We start from the raw sequence: 18,265 nt of genomic DNA on the forward strand, positions 1-18,265 counted from the left end.
GAATTCCAGACGCCGGCACCTCTGCCGGTTCGGCCGAAACTCTAGGATTATTGTTTATTTCTATTTAATTTACTTATAAAGCAATTGCCTGTCAATCCATCATTCGGAATAAACATGCGCGCAGCGCCTCAGTCCTTGGTCGGAGGAACCGGCGATTCGCCGAAACCCACCTGGTGGTAATCGCGGTTGAAATACACCAGGCCTCCTCGCCCCGCACCGCGCTGGACGCCCTGGACCTCGCAGAGAAAGATGCTGTGCGAGCCGACCGTGCTGGTGTTCGTGATGCTGCAATCAAAGCTGACGAGGGCGCAGTCAAGCAGCGGACTGCCCGTGGCAAGCCGTCCCCACTGCACGCGGTCGAAGCGCTCGCTCATCGAGAATTCACGGTTCGCGAACAGAGCCGGCGCATCCTTGTTGCCTGCACCGAGAACGTTGACGCACAAGACCTCGTTACCCTCGAAGAACCGGTGCGCAAAAGACGAACGGTTCATGCACACCAGCAGCGTGGGCGGCTGGTCCGTCACGCTGCATACTGCGGTCGCGGTGAAGCCAGCCAGGCCGCAGGGGCCGTCGGTGGTGATGATGTTGACCGCGCCAGCCAGCATGGCCATTGCGTTGCGAAAGGCGTTGACGTCTGCCACGGCGTTCTCCTTGGGGGCGACCTGAGGGCGGCTAGCGCATGAAAAGGCCGCCGTTGACGTCCCAGGTGGCACCGTTGACGAAACCGGCATCCCGGGCGGCGAGCCGGACGACCAGATCGGCCACGAAGCGCGGATCTCCCAGGCGCCGCACGGGGATGCCCTGCACGATCTGTTCCAGCTTTTCGGGCGGGACGAGCGCATGCACCGAAGGCAGATCCATGGGGCCGGGCGAAATCGCGTTGGCGGTGACGCCGCGAGGCCCCAGCTCCCGCGCGAAAATCTTGGTGAGAGTGACGATCGCCCCCTTCGAGCATGCATAATGCGCCCCGGTGGCCGTGCCACCGTTCTGACCGGCCAGGGAGCCCATATTGATCAGGCGCCCATAGCCCGCCCGAGCCATGTGTGCCCCCACGACCTGACAGCCGAACAGCGTGCCGCGCAGATTGGTGGCCAGCACCGCATCGAACTCCTCGGGGCTGATGTCCATCACCGGCGTGGCCTTGGTCATGGCGGCATTGTTGACCAGGACGTGCAACTGGCCCCAGCGGTCCAGGGTGGCGGCCAGCGCCGCCTCGAAGTCCGGCTTGCGGGTGACGTCGAGCGGCAGGGGCAGCACCCGTTCGCCTCCGGCGTCGATGTGCGCCGCCGCCTGCTCTGCCAGGTCCAGCCGATGGTCGGTGATGACCACCTTGTACCCGGCCGCGTGCAACGCGTGCGCGATGGCCAGCCCCAACCCCTGGGCGGCGCCGGTCACGAGGGCGATCTGATCCATGATGTCTCTCCTGTGGGCTCGGAGCCCGGTATCAATCGATGACCAGTTCCCGGCCGATGCGGGCCTCGACACGCATGTACTTCCAAAGCTTGTGCGCGCCGTCGCCCACGGGCGTGACGCGGAACAGATTGCAGGCCGCAGTCACGGTATCGTAATCCGGCACGTCCGCCAGCACATAGGTGGTCCAGGGAAACTGGACCGAAGGGCCGACCATGATCTGGTCATCGTCCAGATTGCCCAGCACGCGCACGCCGGGCAGGTCCCGGATGCCACGCATCATGGCCAGAAAGGCCACCCACACGTCTTTCATGTCCTGCGCGCTGCCGTCCATGAAATTCTGATTGACGCCGATGCAGAACAGCACGCGCAGCGATTTTTTGTTTTCCATGACATTCTCCTGGGGAGGGATTGAAGTGGATGTGGATCAGAGATAACCGGGCAAAGGCGACAGACCAAAGAGCATGGCGCCCGCGTTCTGATACGTAATATCGCCCATGAAGGCGTGCTGCGTCACCATCTGGGCGTCGCGCACTTGCTGCGCCAGCGGGCTGGACTCGTACACCCCCGTCATGCCGCTGAGCATCTGGGCACGACGCGCCACGTCGGCCCCGACCCGCGAAGCGTGCGTCGTCGACAGGCGCAACATGCTGATCAGATGGTCTTCGGGCTTGCCGCCTGCCATGAGCACCTGCCAGACATCGTCGATCGCCTCGTAGAACCAGCTGCGCGCAGCGCGCAGTTCTGCCTCGATCTTCGCGACTTCGAGCTGCACGTAGACGCGATCCCCCAGATTGGGGGCGCCCGTCACGGACTTGCGGTTTCCGGCCATGCGCAGGACTTCGTTGATGGCCCCGCGTCCGATGCCCAACCCCACCACAGCCAGCACCTGCGCAGCGAACGCCAGGGCCGGATAACGGTACAGCGGCGTGTCCAGGGACGAGGCGCCGCCGCGCACGAAAGTCCAGTCATCAGGCACCACGGCGCCATCGACCACGAGATCGTTGCTGCCTGTTGCCTTCAGCCCCATGACGTCCCAGTTCGATTCGATGCGGGCCTGGTTCCGAAGCATGACGGCCATGCGCGGCAAGGGCGCCTGATCCTTGACGGCCGGAATGATGCCGACCCCGAGCACGTCCGCCCCCATGCTGCCGCTGGAGAACTGCCAGCGACCGGACACCTTGTGCCCCCCTTCGACCGCCTGGGCCGGCTGCGGCGGAAAGATCCCGCCGGCGAAGACCTGATCCACGCCGCCGCTCGCATACAGCTTTTCCAGGGTGGCAACCGGCAAGGCCGACAGGTAGACGGCGCCGATGCCGAAGCTGGCGACCCAGCCTGCGGAGCCGTCGGCCTCGGAAAGCAGTTCGATCAGGCGGCAGAACTCGGCGGGCGCGCACTCGTCCCCTCCGAAGCGCTTGGCGACCAGAGAGCGGTAGACGCCCAGGGCTTTGAAGCGGTCGATGATCTCCTGGGGAAGGTAGCCCAGTGTCTCGAATTCCCGGCGGCGCGCATGGACGTCTCGCAAAAGTTCCTCTAGCGCGGCCTGCTGCGGACGGACGCTTACAGGCAAAGAAGTCATGTCAGTCATCGTGTTGTCTCCATCAATCGGTTTTGCTTCGTGGGATGACGGCGGGACCGTTTCACGGGTCCGCGCGACTCAATTACTTCGATTTTCAATTGAATTGCGAACTAAATACCCAAAAAAAACGTTGAAAGACCGTGGGGTGACGCTGACGGCGTTTCTAGTCTTCTTTCTATGCTTCCCTTTCTATTCTTCTAAATAAATTCAAAATCATATATTTAGTTGTAATACTATTGAGCGGCACGCAACCCATCAATAGGGACTATCCCGAATCGGGCGAGCGGCCCGGCTCCGATCCGGGCGCACGCCGCCCGGCGGCCCCTCAGACCCTGCGCTTGCGGCTCGCCTGTAGGTTTTCCCAGGTCGTCGCGGTGACGCCGCGTTCGCGCAGCTTGTACTTCTGAATCTTGCCGTTCTCGGTGCGCGGCAGATCCTCCAGCACATCGACATAGCGCGGCACGGCGAAATGCGGCATGCGGTCCTCGCACCAGGCAATCAGCCCGGGCAGATCCAGGGCCTGTCCAGGCCGCACGACCAGCGCCGCCATGACCTCGTCCTCGGCCAGTTCCGAACCCACCGGATAGACCGCCACCGAAGCCACGGCAGGGTGACTGGACAGCACCTGCTCGACCTCGAAGGACGAGATGTTCTCGCCCCGCCGGCGGATCGCGTCCTTGATCCGGTCCACGAAGCGGAACGCACCATCGGCTTCCTGCAGCACCCGGTCGCCGGTATGGAACCACAGATTGCGCCACGCTTCGACCGTCTTCTCGGGCATGTTGAAATAGCCCGTGGCAAAGGCATAGGGCTCCTGCGCGCGCAGCAGCAGTTCGCCGGCCTGGCCGAGGGGCACTTCCACGTCGTTCTCATCGGCCACGCGCGCCTCGAAACCCGGCAGCACCCAGCCCATCACACCGCGTCGGGGCGAATCCAGCGCCGTCCCGATCACGAAATTCGTCTCCGTCGAACCAAAGCCTTCGAGCAGCCGCACGCCGGTGCGCTCCCAGAACGCTTCGTTGGACAGCGCAGGCACCCCGGGCCCGAGGCCGATACGCACGCGATGCCCCCGCTCGGCCGGCCCTTCAGGTTGAGCCAGCAGGATCGGCACCATGGCGCCCAGCAGATAGACCACGGTCGCGCCGCAGGCACTCATCGAGGCCCAGAAGCCCGAGGCCGAGAATTTCTGCTCGAACACCACCTCGCAGCCGGCCAGCGCGGCCTGGGCATAGGTATTGAGCGCATTGATGTGGAACAGGGGCAGCGTCGTGCACAGCACGTCGTCCCGCTGCACGCCCAGGACACGCAGCGTGTTCAGCCCCCACCAGTAATAGTGTGCGTGCGGGCACAGCACACCCTTGGACGGCCCCGTGGTGCCGGACGTGTAAAGGATCGCCAGGGTGTCGCCCGGTCCGACGTTCTCGGGTTCCAGGGCAGGCCCTTCGGACGGCCACGGCACGGCCGGAATCGAGCCGACGGCACTCGCCGCGTCACTGCCGTCCAGCACCCAGATCTGCCGCAAAGAAGTCTTGTCCAGATCCGCCGTGGCCAGCCGCTCCAGATACTGCGCCTCGATCACCAGCAGTTGCGCCTGGCTGTTGCTCAGGAAATATTCGATCTGCGGCCCCCGGGAGGCCGTGTTGATCGGCACGGAAACCGACCCCGCCCAACCGCAACCCAGGAACGTCTCCAGGACTTCGGCCCGGTTCGAGCTCATGATCGCCACGCGCTCTCCCCGGCTCACGCCTGCCGCGCGCAAAGCCCCTGCCCGACGCGCCGCGATGGGTGCGGCATCCGCATGCGCCCAGCGCGTTTCGCCCAGTTTCAAGGCCGGACGATCGGCGAACAGCGCCGCCTGCCGCAACAGCATCTGCGGGACCGTCCGGTGTTCGGGCGGCAGTTCTTCATTGGGTCTCATCGGCGCCTCCTCCCAGATAGGTCGCTCGCACTCGCGCATCCTCGGCGAGCGCAGCCGAATCACCCGACAGGGCGATCTCCCCCGTCTCGAGGACATAGCCAAAATCGGAACTTTCCAGCGCGGCACGGGCATTCTGCTCGATCAGCAGGATCGAGACGCCGTCTTCGCGCAGCGCACGGACGATAGCCAGGATCTCGCGCACGATCAGCGGTGCCAGTCCCAGACTCGGTTCGTCGAGCATCAGCAGGCGCGGGGCAGACATCAGCGCGCGCCCCACGGCCAGCATCTGGCGCTCGCCCCCGGACAAGGTATCCGCGCGCTGGGCACGGCGTTCGGCCAGCCGCGGAAAACGCGCATATACCGAATCCAGGCGGTCGCGCAGCGCCTGCGGCCGCAGTCGGCGCGAATACGCACCCAGGCGCAGATTGTCCAGCACCGACAGTTCGCCAAACAACTCGCGCGTCTCGGGCACCAGGCACAGGCCGCGCTCCACGCGGGCCTCGACGTCCAGCCCCCGCAAGTCCTCGCCCTCGAAACGCAAGACCCCGCGTGAAGGCAGCAGGCCCATCGCAGCCGCCAGCAGCGTCGTCTTGCCCGCGCCATTGGGGCCGATGACCGAGACGATCCGACCGGGATCCAGGGTGATCGACACCCCACGCACCGCCTCGACCCGCCCATATGCGACATGCAGGTCCCCAATTTCCAGCATCGGCGTACTGCTCATGTCGTTCCTCCCAGATAAGCCGTCTGCACGCGCTCGTCAGCGCGCACGGCGGCCGGCACGCCTTCCACGAGCTTGGAGCCGAAATTCATCACGACCAGCCGGTCCACCAGGTTCATCACAAAGTCCATGTCGTGTTCCACGATCAGAATGGTCACCCCCTCCTCGCGCAGCTTGCGCAACAGGTCGCCGAGCGCCTTTTTTTCGTTGCGCCGCAGACCTGCGGCCGGCTCGTCCAGCACCAGCAGTACAGGATCGGTCGCCAGCGCGCGCGCGATCTCCAGGATGCGCTGGGTCCCCAAGGGCAGGCTGCCCGCCATTTCATGGGCGCGATCGGCCAACCCGATCCGTTCGAGCTGATGCCGCGCCTCGTGCAGGATCTGGCGTTCTTCTTCCCGGTCCAGTCGCAACCCGGCGCGCAGGATGCTGGGCCGCGTCCTGGCGTGAACGCCCAGCGCGACGTTATCCAGCAGGCTCATGTGCGGACGCAGCTTCACGTGCTGGAAAGTGCGGCCCAGACCCAGGCGGGCAATTTCGAGCTGCAACATGCCGGTGATGTCGCGGCCCAGAAACTGGACCCGGCCGGAGGTCATGGCAGTCGTGCCGGTCAGCAGGTTGAACATGGTCGACTTGCCCGCGCCGTTCGGTCCGATCAGGCCCAGGATCTCGCCCGCGCTCAGATCGAAGCTGACGTCATTGACGGCCGTCAGACCGCCGAAGCGCTTGACCGCCCCCTGGACCGACAGGACAGGCGTGCCCCGCGCCGGCATGGTGCGGTTCGGCAAGGGTTGAGCCGGCGCCCGCATCGCCGCGGCTTTCCGGCCCAGGCCATGACGTCGGCCCCAGCGGCGCACGAAGGACATCAGACCGCCCCGGGCGAAATGCAGCAGCGCGATGAACAGGGCGGAAAACACGATGGCGTCGAGCTGACCGGACTGCTTCGTCAACAAGGGCAGGATGTCCTGCAGGGCGTTCTTGAGGGCCAGCACCAGACCCGACCCGACCAGGGCGCCGGCCAGGCTGCCCAGACCGCCCGACACTGCCATCAGCAGGTATTCGATGCTGGCATGCACACTGAACGGCGAGGGACTGACGAAACGGTTCATGTGGGCATACAGCCAGCCTGCCAGACCAGCCAGCAGCGCGGCCGTCACGAACAGGGACAGGCGCAGCCGGTAGGCATCCGCCCCGACACTGGCCAGCAGGGTCGAGCCGCCGCGCAAGCCCCGGATGGCACGGCCCGGGCGGGAATCGAGCAGGTTGCGGCTGAACAGGAACGCCAGGCCCACGACCGCCCAGACGAGGTAGTACATGGCCTGCGGCTCCAGCAGCGACCAGCCGCCGACGTGCACGGGCGGAATGCCCGACAGGCCGGTATGCCGGCCCAGGGCATCGATATTGCCGAACAGCAGGGAAATGGACAGGCCCCAGGCGATCGTCGACAGGGCCAGGAAATGGCCGCCCAGACGCAGGGTGAGCGCGCCGATGGCCAGAGCGGACAGCCCCGTCAGCAGCAGCGCGAACGGCAGGCCCAGCCACGGCGACAGCCCGTGGACCGTCGTCAGCCAGGCACTGGCGTAGGCGGCGACGCCCACGAAAGCCGCCTGGCCGAACGAGGTCGCGCCGCCGACCCCGGTCAGCAGGACCAGGCCCAGAGCGACCAGCGCGCCGATACCGATCTCGTTGAACAACGAGACCGTGAAACTGCCCACGAAGAGCGGGAGAACCACCAGGCCGGCAAGCAGAACCGCCATCAGGATGCGGGGAGTGGACGGCTTCATTGATCAATCTCCTCGACTTCTTCTTCGTGGTGACGCGCCATGTAGGAACGCACCATCAGCACAGGGATCAGCAGGCTGAACACGATCGCGTCCTTGAGCGCACCGCTCCAGAAAGACGCGAAACTCTCGAACACCCCGACGGCCAGAGCCCCCAGGGCGGTGGCCGGATAACTCACCAGGCCGCCGATGATGGCGGCCACGAAGGCCTTCAGGCCGATGAGGAAGCCGGAGTCGTAATAGATGGTGGTGACGGGTGCGATCAGCACGCCGATGAATCCCGCCAGCAGGGACGCGGCGCCATAGGCCAGCATGGCGGTGCGGGCGGGCCGGATGCCCACCAGCCGTGCGCCCACGCGGTTGACCGCCGTCGCGCGCAGGGCCTTGCCCGTCGACGTCCGCTCGAAGACGAGGTAGAACAGGCCGCTGAGCACGATCGCCGTGCCCACCATCAGGGCCACCTGGCCGCTGATGTTGATGCCATCGCCCAGCGTGAAGCCGCCCGACGCCAGCGGCATCGTGCGCGAGCCCTCGGGACCGAAGAACAGCAGGCCCAGGCCCGACAGGAGAAAGCTCAGGGCGAGGGACACGATCAGCAGCACCAGCACCGAAGCATCCGCGATGGGCTGGAACACCACGCGCGCCAGCAGCGGCGCCATCGGCACCACCAGCAGCACCGACGCGGCGACCTGGACGAATGCCGACGTCCCGGGGCCCGCGGCCATCCAGGCGATTAGACAAGGTGCCAGCGGCAGCACGCCCCACAGCAGCACAGCGCGGGGAATATGGCGCAATTCACCCTTGCGTATCAGGCTGCCCAGCTCGGTGAGCAGGGCCACTGCGGCCAGCACGGCCACCAGACCAATGGTCGGCGGCATCTGACCCGCTTCGAAAGCCGCCAGGCTCAAGGCAGCGAAGGCCGCGATGTCGCCGAACGGCACGAAGACGACCCGCGTGACCGAAAAGATGAGCACCAGCCCCAGGCCCGCAAGCAGGTAGATGGCGCCGTTGGCCAGGCCGTCGATCCCCAGAATGAGGGCGATGTCCCATGTCATGATATGAAGTTCCTTTGTCTCATTGCCGCAGACGGCTTTTTATTGGCCCGACGGCGCCGGTTGCGCAGCCAGCTTCCACCGCCCGCCCTCCATTCGCACCATGACGACCGCACGTTCGTCCAGACCGTAGCGGCTGTCGGGCGTGAAGGTGTAGATGCCGTGCGTACCGGCCAGATCCCGTGTGGATACGATGGCTTCCTTGAGCGCCTGCCGATAGGCCGGAGTACCCGGCTGCTCGTCCTTCACCCGCGCGGCGGCATCGGCCAGCACGAGCAAGGCGTCGTAGGTATAGGCCGAGAACGCATCCACCGGCGGCGCGCCGTACAGCTTCTCGTAGGATGTGCGAAACGCCATCGACGCCTCGCGCACCGGATCGCCGGCCGGCAGTTGTTCAGCGACCAGTACGGGGCCGCTGGGCACTTCGAGCCCCTCGATCGAACGCCCGCCCACTCGCACGAAATCGGCGTTGATCAGGCCATGCGTGCCATAGATCCGCCCGGCATACTGGCGGTTCGCGAGCTCCAGATACGGCAGCGCGCCCGGCGTGCCGCTGTTGCCCGCGAAGACCGCGTCCGGCCGCTTGGCAATGATCTTCAGCACCTGTCCCGCCACCGACATGTCGCCGCGCGCATAACGCTCGTTGGCGACCACCTCGATGCCCAGCTCGCCCGCGCTGCGCACCAGCGAGTCATAGGCCAGGTCACCCAGGGCGTCCGAAAAACCGATGAACGCCACGGTCTTGACACCCGCGGCCTTCATGCGCTTGACCACGGCCGACACCATCAGCTCGAACGGCTGCGAAGTCGCGACCGTCCAGTCGTGCTCGGGCCCGGGCAGCGAAACCGGCGTGGGTGAGATCAACGGCGTTTTCAGTTCCTGGGCAACGGCGGCAATCGCCATCGCACCCGGAACGCCCGAGGTCCCGATGAGCACGTCCACCTTGTCCTCGTTCACCAGCTTGCGCGCATTGCGTCCCGCCGTGGTCGGGTCGGAGGCATCGTCCAGGACGATGAGTTCCACCCGGTGACCGGCGATCCCGGGGAACCGGGCATGGGCGGCGCGGACCCCTTTTTCATAGGGGATGCCCAGCGCCGAGACCGGACCGGACAGGGAACTGATCACGCCCACCTTCAGATCCGCCCCCCAGGCACTGGCCGTCATGCAGGACGCGCCCACCAGGAGCAGACCGCCCAGCATGCGCGGCAGACCGTCCATTTTCATCATCGGAATCATGTCTCTCTCCGGAAATCAGCAAGTACGCGCTCAGGCAACCGGCGGCGGCCAGGCCGCCGCCCCAGGGCTTTTAGGGAACAAGCTTCCAGCGACCCTTTTCGAGCCGCACCACCACGCGCGAACGTTCGTCCGTGCCGTAGGTCGTGTCCTCATGGAAGTTGTAGACCGCATGAGTCCCCACCAGCTCCTTGGTGCTCTTGATCGCATCGCGCAGCGCCTGGCGGAATTCCGGCGTACCCGGCTCGGCCTTGGTCGAAGCGCGCTTGGCGGCATCCAGGAAGATCAGCCAGGCGTCGAAGGAATAGGCGGAAAACGCGTCTTCGGCACGGGCGTCATTCGCCTTCTGGTAGGCGTCGCGATAAGCCAGCGCCACCTTGCGGATCGGGTTGCTCTCGGGCAACTGCTCGGCCACGATGACCGGTCCGGTCGGGGCCAGCAGGCCTTCGACGGAACTGCGCGCCACGTTGATGAAGGCCGGGTTGATCAGGGCGTGCGTGCCGTAGAGCTTGCCCTTGTAACCGCGATCGGCCAGCGCCAGATACGGCAGGGCGCCCGGCGTGCCGGAATTGCCCGTGATCACCGCATCGGGACGCAGGGAAGCGATCTTCAGGACCTGGCCGGCCACCGAGGTGTCGCCACGTGCATAGCGCTCGTTGGAGACGACCTTGATGCCCGCGTCAGGCGTCGTCTTCTGCAACGCCTCATAGACCTGATCCCCCCAGGCGTCCGAGAAGCCGATGTAGCCCAGCGTCTTCACGCCCTCTTGCTTCATGTGATCGACCACGGCGCTGATCATCAGGCTGGCGGGCTGCGGCACCGTCACCACCCATTCGGCTTCCTTGCCGGACAGACTGGCGTGAGCGATGGAGATCAGCGGCGTCTTGGATTCACGTGCCACCGCAGCGATCGCCAGGGCACCGGGCGAACCGGCCGTCCCGATGATGGCATCGACCTTGTCCTCTTCGATCAGCTTGCGGGCATTGCGCGCCGCCGTACTGGGATCGGAGGCGTCGTCCAACTGGATCAGCCGGACCTTGCGCCCGTCGATCTCGGACTGGTAGGCCTGCCCCGCCTGGATGCCCTTCTGATAGGGAATGCCCAGCGAGGACACCGGCCCCACCAGCGAGGTGACGAATCCGACGGTGTAATCGGCCGCGTGGGCCGCCGGCAACGCGGCCATCAGAGCCGCCGTGGTAACAGTCGCAGCCAGGCCGCGCAGGGTACGGAGAGATTTCATGGTGAACTCCTTGAGAGAAGGACTACATCATTGAGTGGCGAACTATTGATTGGTAAAAAATAGATCAGTAAAAAATGAACTTCTGAACTTCAAAGGCGGAATCCCGCCTGCCCGGTACGCAACCGCCTCAGGCACCGGCCACAAGAGCCAGCACGCGCAACGGGCTGCCGCTGCCCTTTTCGATCTTCAGCGGCGGACAGATCAGCACCGCGCCGGACGCCGGCAGCCGATCCAGATTGCACAGACACTGCAGGCCATAGCGGCCGGCGCCGTGCATGTAGTAATGGCAGGGATAAGGCGGCCGCAGGTGGTAACCCTGGCCCGCGTCGGTGCCGATGGCCTCGGAGCCGAATCCCAGCACGTCCCGCTGCTCGACCAGGAAGCGGACCGCCTCGGCGCTCGGCCCCGGCGTGTGCTGGCCGGTCTCGTCGAAGTTCTGGTAGGCCTCGGGGTCCTGCCGTTTGGACCAGTCGGTCCGCATCAGCACCCAGGCACCGGCGGGAATGCGTCCGTGCGCCGCTTCCCAGGTCCGGATGTCCTCGATCGTCAGCAGGTAGTCCGGGTCGTCCTTGACCTGGGGCGAACAATCGATGACGCAGGCAGGCGCCACGAAATGCTGCACCGGAATGGTGTCGACGGAATTGTTCGGCAGGTCGCGGCCCGAGATCCAGTGGATGGGCGCGTCGAAGTGCGTTCCCGTGTGCTCGCCGCAGGAAAAGTTGTTCCAGTACCAGCCCGGCCCGCGCTCGTCGTACTTCGAGACTTCCTCGATGCGGAAGGGCCAGCACTGCCCCATTTCGGGCGGCAGCGCGATCTGCGGAAACTCGGGGGTCAGGGTCTGAGTCAGGTCGATGACCTGGATGCCGCCGCCGGCCAGGGCCTGGGCCAGTCCCATCAGGGCCTGGGCTCCGGTCAGGGCTCCCGTCTTGCCGGTATCGTGATCGTGATTGTTCATGATGCTCTCCACTGGCGATCAGCCGCCGTTCGTCGCCAGTTCGCGTTCCAGCACTTTGGGGTTGTCCCGCCAGCGCTCCAGCCATTCCTGGGCTACGTCGCCCGGATAGACGTCCTCCACGCCATCGCGCAGCGCATCCACGATGGCCTTGGCCAGCGCGGCCGGCGCCAGCTTTGGCGGCGGCATGAGCTGGTTCCACTCGTCGTCCACCGGGCCGGGGAAGACGTTGATCACCCGGATGCCCGCCGGGCGCATCTCGGCGCGCAGACACTGCGCCAGCGAATAGGCGGCAGCCTTGCTGGCACTGAAGGTGCCTTGCGGGGGAAAATTGGACAAGGCGTAGATGGACAGGAGGTTGACCCAGGCGGTGGCATTCACCGCCCCGTCGGCCGAGCGGCCCTTGAGCGCGGGACCGAACTCCTGCGCCAGCCGCAGCAGGCCGAAGTAATTGATGTCCATTTCGGCGCGGGCCACGTCCGTGCCCCGGCGCGAGCCAATGCCATACGTGCGATGCACTTCGGCGTTGTTGATGACGATGTCGACCTTGCCACCGATCGCGCCCGCCAGTTCCGTGACGCTGCGGCCATCGGTCAGGTCCAGCGGCACCAGCGACACCTGGGGCAGCGCGGTGATCTCGTCCAGTCCGCCCAGCTTCTTCCAGGGTTCGGCATGGCCGACCCAGACGATCTCGGCGCCCGCCTTGACGAGCGCCCGGACGATGGCCTGCCCGACCTCGGACTTGCCATCCGTCACCAGGGCTTTGCGAAACTTCGGATCGCTGGTCATTTCACGCAGCATTTTGTCGTCCGCCATATGCGCACTTCCTTCCATTGGAAAACCGATCAGTACGGCCTGCCCCGCACGGTCCAGACGCGCGCCCACCCGCACGCGCCGGGGAGCCGGGCCGACCTCGCCATGCAGATGCACCATCACGGTCGGACCGGTATCCAGGCGCACGAAGCCGAGTCGCCAGGGCAGCCGTTCGCGAAAGAACAGGTCGTTGCTGTGATGCAGGGTGGTGTCGCTCAGCAACTCGCCTTCCCCGCTCTGCTCACGCCAGCTCATCTGCGACGACAGGCACTGGACACAGGCCGAGCGCGGCGGATACTGGGTGGTGCCGCACGCGTCGCAGACCTGCAGTTCGAACCGACCCTCGGCCGCCGCAGCGGTGATGCCCAGCGCCACACGACCACGCGCCCAGGGCGGCAGGTTCATCTGCCGCGTGCGCAGAACCGGATTCTTGCGCTTGGGCTTCATCAGAGGCATGGTCATTCGCTGCTCCCGAGAATCACCGCGCCCGTACAGAGGCAGCGGTCGTACGTCACCATGCCGAACCCCGTGACCAGGCCCAGACGGGCGTCCTGCACGGCGCGTTCGCCGGCCTGGCCCGTCAACTGCCGGATCGACTCCGTCATCCCCATGAACCCGCCTGCCGCGCCGGGCTGGCCGCTGGACAGTTGCCCGCCGCTGGTGTTGTTGGGGAAACTGCCGTCATACGTGAGGGTATGGGCGCGCACGAAGTCCGGGCCCTCGCCCTTTGCGCAGAAACCCAGATCCTCGAACTGCATCATCACGATGACGGGATAGTCGTCATAGGTGTGAACGAAATCAATGTCGTTCGGACTGGCGTCGGCCTGCGCATACAGTTCATCGCGATCCCTGAGCCAGCCGCCGCGCACCATGACGGGGTCCTCGGCATAGGCGTTGTGGCGTTCGATCGCGCCCCGCACCAGCGCATGCGCCAGCCCCAGATCGCGTGCACGCTCGGCGCTCATCACCAGGAACGCCTCGGCGCCCGCGCAAGGCATCACGCAATCGAACAGATGCAAGGGGTCGGCGATGGGACGCGCCGCCATGTATTCTTCGATCGTCAGCGGCTTCTTGAACAATGCGTTGGGGTTGCGCAGCGCATTGTGCCGCTGCGCCACCGCGATGCGGCCGAAGTCCTCGCGCCGGGCGCCGTACTGACGCATGTAGTGCGCGGTGATCAGGGCGAAGACGGAATTCGGTCCGCCCGAGCCATAGGGATAGGTGGCGTCGCGCGAAAAGTCGCTGAAGGCGCCCAATGTCTGCCGGAACGAATCCACGTGATTGGTGTCCGCCGCCACGCAAGCCACCACGTCGGCGTCGCCCGCCTGCACGGCGCGCGCCGCGCGCCGCAGGCACATCACGCCGGCCGCACCGCCCGTGGGCACGTGATCGAGCCAGCGCGGCGACAGCCCCAGGTGCTGGGTGACGCCGACCGCCGTGTCCGGCACGAGCGAAAAACTCGACAGGCACAGCCCGTCGATCGCGTCCTTGTCGATTCCGCTCTGCTCGACCAGCGCCCGCACGGCCTGCCCGAGAAACCAGTGCGCGCCCTCGGTGGAAAAGCGCTGATAAGGCACGGTGACGGGCACGGCCACGGCCACGCCGGCATAACCCTGGCGCGCCATCAGGTCCGCCCTCCGCGCCCCGGCGGCGTGAGGATGATCCAAACTTTCATGAGAACAGGCCCTCGGTGGAAAATCCGTGTCGCGCCAGGCTGTCACGCAGCCGGCGACCATGCTCGTCGGCCAGCGCCGCGTCGCGCAAATCCCGCAACGTGGCCGGCGCCATCACACGGGCATCGCGACCAAGTACGGTCATCAGCACCTCGTAATTGCGCAGGCCGCGCATATGCGTGTCGCTGTAGCCCTTGACCAGAGTCTGGCATTTCGCCACCTCCAGCGCCAGCAGCGGATTGATGGCGGCGGTTTCTTTCAGATGCCGCAACCAGGCTTCGATGCGCCCGGTTTCCAGCGCGTAGCGCAGCGTCGTGCGGCGCCAGCGGCCCCAGCGCGCCAGCACGTACAACAGCAGATAGCCCCGGAGCGAACTGGTCCTGATGACCCGGCCGCTGCGGGTGAAGTACGCCACCAGACGGTGCACGGCATGCGGCCGGGCGAGCCAGCGCCCCAGGCCCGCAGGCAGCGTCTCGCAGATTTCCTCGATGCGCGGGTGCATGAATTCGGCAATGTCCAGGACCTGCGCGTCGCCGGCACGCACTTCGTCGCGAACCCGCTCGAAGCGGCTGCCCCGGATCTTCAGATCGGCGACCCGGATCGTGTCTTCATAGGACATCCACAGCGCCAGATGGCGCGCGGCCTCGCGCAGCAATTCGGGAGTATCGCCCCCCGGAGCACTCGCCAGGGCATCCAGACGGTCCAGATACAGCCCGGCATAGTCCGGGTCCTGATAATCGACGAGCCGGCGAATGCCTTCGACGGCGATTTCCCGGACGGACTCCGGGTAGCCCTGCGCGCGGCTCACCAGCGCGGCGACCTTGGGGTGACGGGGTGACGGGGCTGCGGGCGGCTCGACCGCCCGCGCGGGGGTCGTGTTTTCTTCCCCACGCGCCCGGACAGTCGGGCGCCCGGCGCTTTCGGAGCGCATGTCCTGCGCGTGATCATGGCCGACCGAGAAAGCCTGCAGGCTTTGCTTGACGCCGACGCCGCCGCGCTCGATGGCTTCTTCGAACTGGCGGCGGCTGAACGGCAGGACGCCGGCACCGCTCAGAGCGCCGAACAGCACCGCGCTGACCACGCTGCCCGCACGCTCGGCGGCCTCGGCCATGTCAAAGCTGATGAAACGCCGCGCCGCACGGCGCGTCTGACGCAGCAGCAGTTCACTGTCGACACGACCGTCGCCCAGCGCAGACTTCTCAGTGATGGAATAGACGCGATGAGAGGAAGTGACCAGCGTCGTGCGATCCGGGGTGACGAGGCCGCGCTGCACCGCGCGGCCGGCCTCCATCAGTTCGGACGCGAGCACGACGTCCACGTCGCCAGGCATCGGCGCCTGGGCCAGCACCGGGGTCCGGGCGTCCGGCGCGTCGGCGCCAGGAAACAGTTCGACGTAATAGATCGTGGCACCGGTGCGCTGCGCGACCCCTGGCACCGAGGTGGTCTGGGCGAACCAGCCGTTTTCCTCGCCCAGATCCACGATCCAGTCGGCAAGCACGCCACCACCCTCGCCGCCCATGGCGAGAATGGCGATCTTGATAGGCTCGGAATACACAGCGGTGCCTCCGGGGGGGGTAAGAGGTTCAGAACGCATACTTGGCCCGACGTCTGGCCTCGCCGCGCTGCAGCCAGGCGATCACGGTCGTGCGCAGCCGGTGCCGCAGCCGGTCCCAGCGCGTGGGATTGCTGATGATGCTGGCGCGGAAGAACGACGGACACAGCACCGCCGCATGCGCGACTTCGCCGCAATGGCCGCAGCCCACGCAACTGTCCATCACGGCAGTCACCGGATCCTGACGCAAGGGGTCGGGATTGTCCTTGATCGTGAGCGACGGGCAGCCCGACAGCCGGATGCAGGAGTGATCCCCGGTGCAGGTATCGGGGTCCACCCCAAAGCGTTCACGCACCACGCGCCGGCCTGCGGCGACCGCCTTGCGCACCAGCGGCTTCTCGCGCCGCTGCTTGTTGAGCATGCATTCGCTCTGCGCAATCAAGACCTTGGGGCCCGGCTTCGAGGTGGTCAGGGCTTCGCGCAGCGCACCGGTCATCGCCTTGAGGTCATACGTGCGCTGCAGCGTGCGGACCCACTTGACGCCAACGCCCCGGACGGCCGATTCGATCGCGTGGCCCGTGCTGCGAGTGGGATTGTGTGCATGACTCGACAGAATATCCTGACCGCCGGTGGCTGCGGTGTAGTCGTTGTCGACGATGATGGTCAGGTTGTCGCTCTGGTTGAAGACGGCATTGGCCACGCCGCTGGTCAGCCCGTTGTGCCAGAAGCCGCCATCGCCCATGATGGAAATGGCGCGCCGGGCCGCCGGGGTGCCACCCGGCGCCACATTGAAGGCCGATGCGCTGGCGGCCCCCAGGCCGTAACCCATGGTCGTGCTGCCCAGATTGAAGGGCGGCAGGATCGAGAACAACTGGCAGCCGATGTCGGCGCTGATGTGATGCGTGCCCAGTTCGCGCTCGACCAGCTTGATCGCCGTGAAGACCGGCCGTTCGGGGCAACCCGTGCACAGGCCCGGCGGGCGCGGCAGCACCGTCTGTTCCAGCGGCGGCAGCACCTCGTCCGGCACGTCGACCGCGGATTCGACGGTCGCAAGCCGGGCCATCGCAGGCTCGACCGTCGCGGCCTGAGCCGGCACGTGCTGGACCTGCCCGGATTCGGGTTGAAGCACGCCGTACTGTTCCAGGAATGCGCGCACGCCCCCGCACACGGTGGCCGTGTTGTATTCGCCGGCCAGCGGCAGCACGTCCTTGCCATGCAGGGCGGTGGGCAGTCCGAGCCGGCGCAGGATGTCCGCCACGTTCTGCTCGATGAAATTGGGCTGTCCCTCTTCCAGGATCAGCAATGCGCGCCGGCCCTGACAGAAACGTTCGAACTCGGCGTCCACCAGCGGGTAAGCCACGTTCATCACATACAGAGGAATCCTGGAATCGCCATGGACGTTGGCCAGCCCCAGGCGCTGCAAGGCCCGGATCAGGGCGTTGTAGAGACCACCCTGGAGGGCGATGCCAACGTCGGCCGCGTCCTCGAAGAAGAATTCATTGAGGCCGCGTTCCTGGATGAAGCGCACTGCCGCAGGCCAGCGCTGCTGCACTTTTTCACGCTCGTGCAGAAAGCTGGCGGGCGGCAGCACGATCCGGTCGACGTCGCGCACCGGGTTTTCGAGAGCGTCCTTGACCGTGAAGGCCGGCGCACGGTTGTCCGAGGCGACGAACTGCCCGTGCAGGTGACAGGAGCGGATGCGCACCTGCAGCATGACCGGCGTGTGGCTGGCCTCGGACAGGTCGAAGCCGTCCTTGACCGCCTGCACGATGCAAGGCAGGTTCGGGCGCGGGTCCAGCAGCCACATCTGGGACTTCATCGCAAAAGCGTGACTGCGCTCCTGCATGATCGAGGAGCCCTCGCCGTAGTCCTCGCCCACGATCACCAGCGCACCGCCCGTCACACCGCCCGAGGCCAGGTTCGCCAGCGCGTCCGAGGCCACATTGGTGCCCACCGTGGCCTTGAACGTGACCGCGCCGCGCAGCGGGTAGTTCACCGACGCGGACAGCGTCGCGGCGGCCGTGGCCTCACTGGCGCTGTTCTCGAAACGGATGCCGTATCCGGCCAGAATGTCCTGGGCATCCGCGAGCACGTCCATCAGGTGCGAAATCGGCGCCCCTTGATAGCCTGCGATATAGGCTACGCCGGATTCAAGCAAGGCCTTGGTGACGGCGAGAATGCCTTCTCCGCGAAAGACCTCTCCTTCCGACAACCGCAGTTTCTCGACTTCAGCGACGAATGACCGTTCCGCCATGGCATGCTCCAGAACCGTGGATACGCTGCCCCGTGAAGGGGGGAGCGCTTGAGCCAATTATAATTTAGAAGTGAATATATTCATTGTCAT

The 18,265-nt window shown here is 66.0% G+C and carries 15 protein-coding genes; all 15 read right to left on the minus strand.

Translation table 11 applies throughout. The annotated features are described in order from the left end of the window. Positions 1-128: 128 nt before the first annotated feature. The 15 genes from WA983_RS13520 to WA983_RS13590 all read right to left on the minus strand — a co-directional run bounded on the left by WA983_RS13520 (position 129) and on the right by WA983_RS13590 (position 18,175). Positions 129-641 carry a flavin reductase gene (locus WA983_RS13520; protein ID WP_424248494.1) on the minus strand — a complete coding sequence of 171 codons (513 nt, stop codon included), beginning with the start codon at positions 639-641 and terminating at the stop codon, positions 129-131. A 31-nt stretch (positions 642-672) separates the two neighbouring features. Beyond that, the gene (locus WA983_RS13525; RefSeq protein ID WP_424248516.1) at positions 673-1,416 is read right to left on the minus strand and encodes an SDR family NAD(P)-dependent oxidoreductase; all 744 of its coding nucleotides are present in this window, start codon (positions 1,414-1,416) and stop codon (positions 673-675) included. 28 nt (positions 1,417-1,444) lie between these two features. Continuing rightward, positions 1,445-1,801: an IacB protein gene (locus WA983_RS13530; protein WP_424248496.1), complete on the minus strand. Its 357-nt coding sequence runs from the start codon at positions 1,799-1,801 to the stop codon at positions 1,445-1,447. Between the two features lie 36 nt (positions 1,802-1,837). Continuing rightward, a complete protein-coding gene (locus tag WA983_RS13535) occupies positions 1,838-2,989 on the minus strand; it encodes an acyl-CoA dehydrogenase family protein (protein WP_424248498.1) in 1,152 nt (383 codons plus the stop codon). A gap of 325 nt (positions 2,990-3,314) precedes the next feature. Then, positions 3,315-4,907 carry an ATP-dependent acyl-CoA ligase gene (locus WA983_RS13540; RefSeq protein ID WP_424248500.1) on the minus strand — a complete coding sequence of 531 codons (1,593 nt, stop codon included), beginning with the start codon at positions 4,905-4,907 and terminating at the stop codon, positions 3,315-3,317. Further along, entirely contained in the window at positions 4,894-5,631 is a 738-nt protein-coding gene (locus WA983_RS13545; RefSeq protein ID WP_424248502.1) for an ABC transporter ATP-binding protein, read from the minus strand. Before WA983_RS13545 ends, WA983_RS13540 begins: the two co-directional genes overlap by 14 nt. Then, positions 5,628-7,382: an ATP-binding cassette domain-containing protein gene (locus WA983_RS13550; RefSeq protein WP_424248518.1), complete on the minus strand. Its 1,755-nt coding sequence runs from the start codon at positions 7,380-7,382 to the stop codon at positions 5,628-5,630. Before WA983_RS13550 ends, WA983_RS13545 begins: the two co-directional genes overlap by 4 nt. Before the next feature lie 23 nt (positions 7,383-7,405). Further along, positions 7,406-8,461, minus strand: a complete 1,056-nt coding sequence (locus WA983_RS13555) for a branched-chain amino acid ABC transporter permease (protein ID WP_424248504.1) — start codon at positions 8,459-8,461, stop codon at positions 7,406-7,408. Between the two features lie 39 nt (positions 8,462-8,500). Beyond that, entirely contained in the window at positions 8,501-9,658 is a 1,158-nt protein-coding gene (locus WA983_RS13560) for an ABC transporter substrate-binding protein (protein WP_424248519.1), read from the minus strand. 106 nt (positions 9,659-9,764) lie between these two features. Then, positions 9,765-10,931, minus strand: coding sequence for an ABC transporter substrate-binding protein (locus tag WA983_RS13565; protein WP_424248506.1), 1,167 nt, complete (start codon positions 10,929-10,931; stop codon positions 9,765-9,767). Between the two features lie 127 nt (positions 10,932-11,058). Next, positions 11,059-11,886, minus strand: coding sequence for a cyclase family protein (locus tag WA983_RS13570; RefSeq protein ID WP_424248508.1), 828 nt, complete (start codon positions 11,884-11,886; stop codon positions 11,059-11,061). Positions 11,887-11,904: 18 nt separating this feature from the next. Continuing rightward, a complete protein-coding gene (locus tag WA983_RS13575) occupies positions 11,905-13,158 on the minus strand; it encodes an SDR family NAD(P)-dependent oxidoreductase (protein WP_424248510.1) in 1,254 nt (417 codons plus the stop codon). Continuing rightward, positions 13,155-14,321 (minus strand): thiolase family protein, encoded by a 1,167-nt coding sequence (locus WA983_RS13580; RefSeq protein WP_424312184.1) that lies wholly within the window; start codon positions 14,319-14,321, stop codon positions 13,155-13,157. The genes WA983_RS13575 and WA983_RS13580 overlap by 4 nt, the downstream gene beginning before the upstream one ends. Positions 14,322-14,367: 46 nt before the next feature. Further along, positions 14,368-15,924: an indolepyruvate oxidoreductase subunit beta family protein gene (locus WA983_RS13585; RefSeq protein ID WP_424312185.1), complete on the minus strand. Its 1,557-nt coding sequence runs from the start codon at positions 15,922-15,924 to the stop codon at positions 14,368-14,370. 28 nt (positions 15,925-15,952) lie between these two features. Then, positions 15,953-18,175, minus strand: a complete 2,223-nt coding sequence (locus WA983_RS13590) for a thiamine pyrophosphate-dependent enzyme (protein ID WP_424251895.1) — start codon at positions 18,173-18,175, stop codon at positions 15,953-15,955. Positions 18,176-18,265 lie beyond the last annotated feature (90 nt).

It is taken from the genome of Castellaniella sp., from assembly GCF_049650445.1.
Classification (GTDB): Bacteria; Pseudomonadota; Gammaproteobacteria; order Burkholderiales; family Burkholderiaceae_B; genus Castellaniella.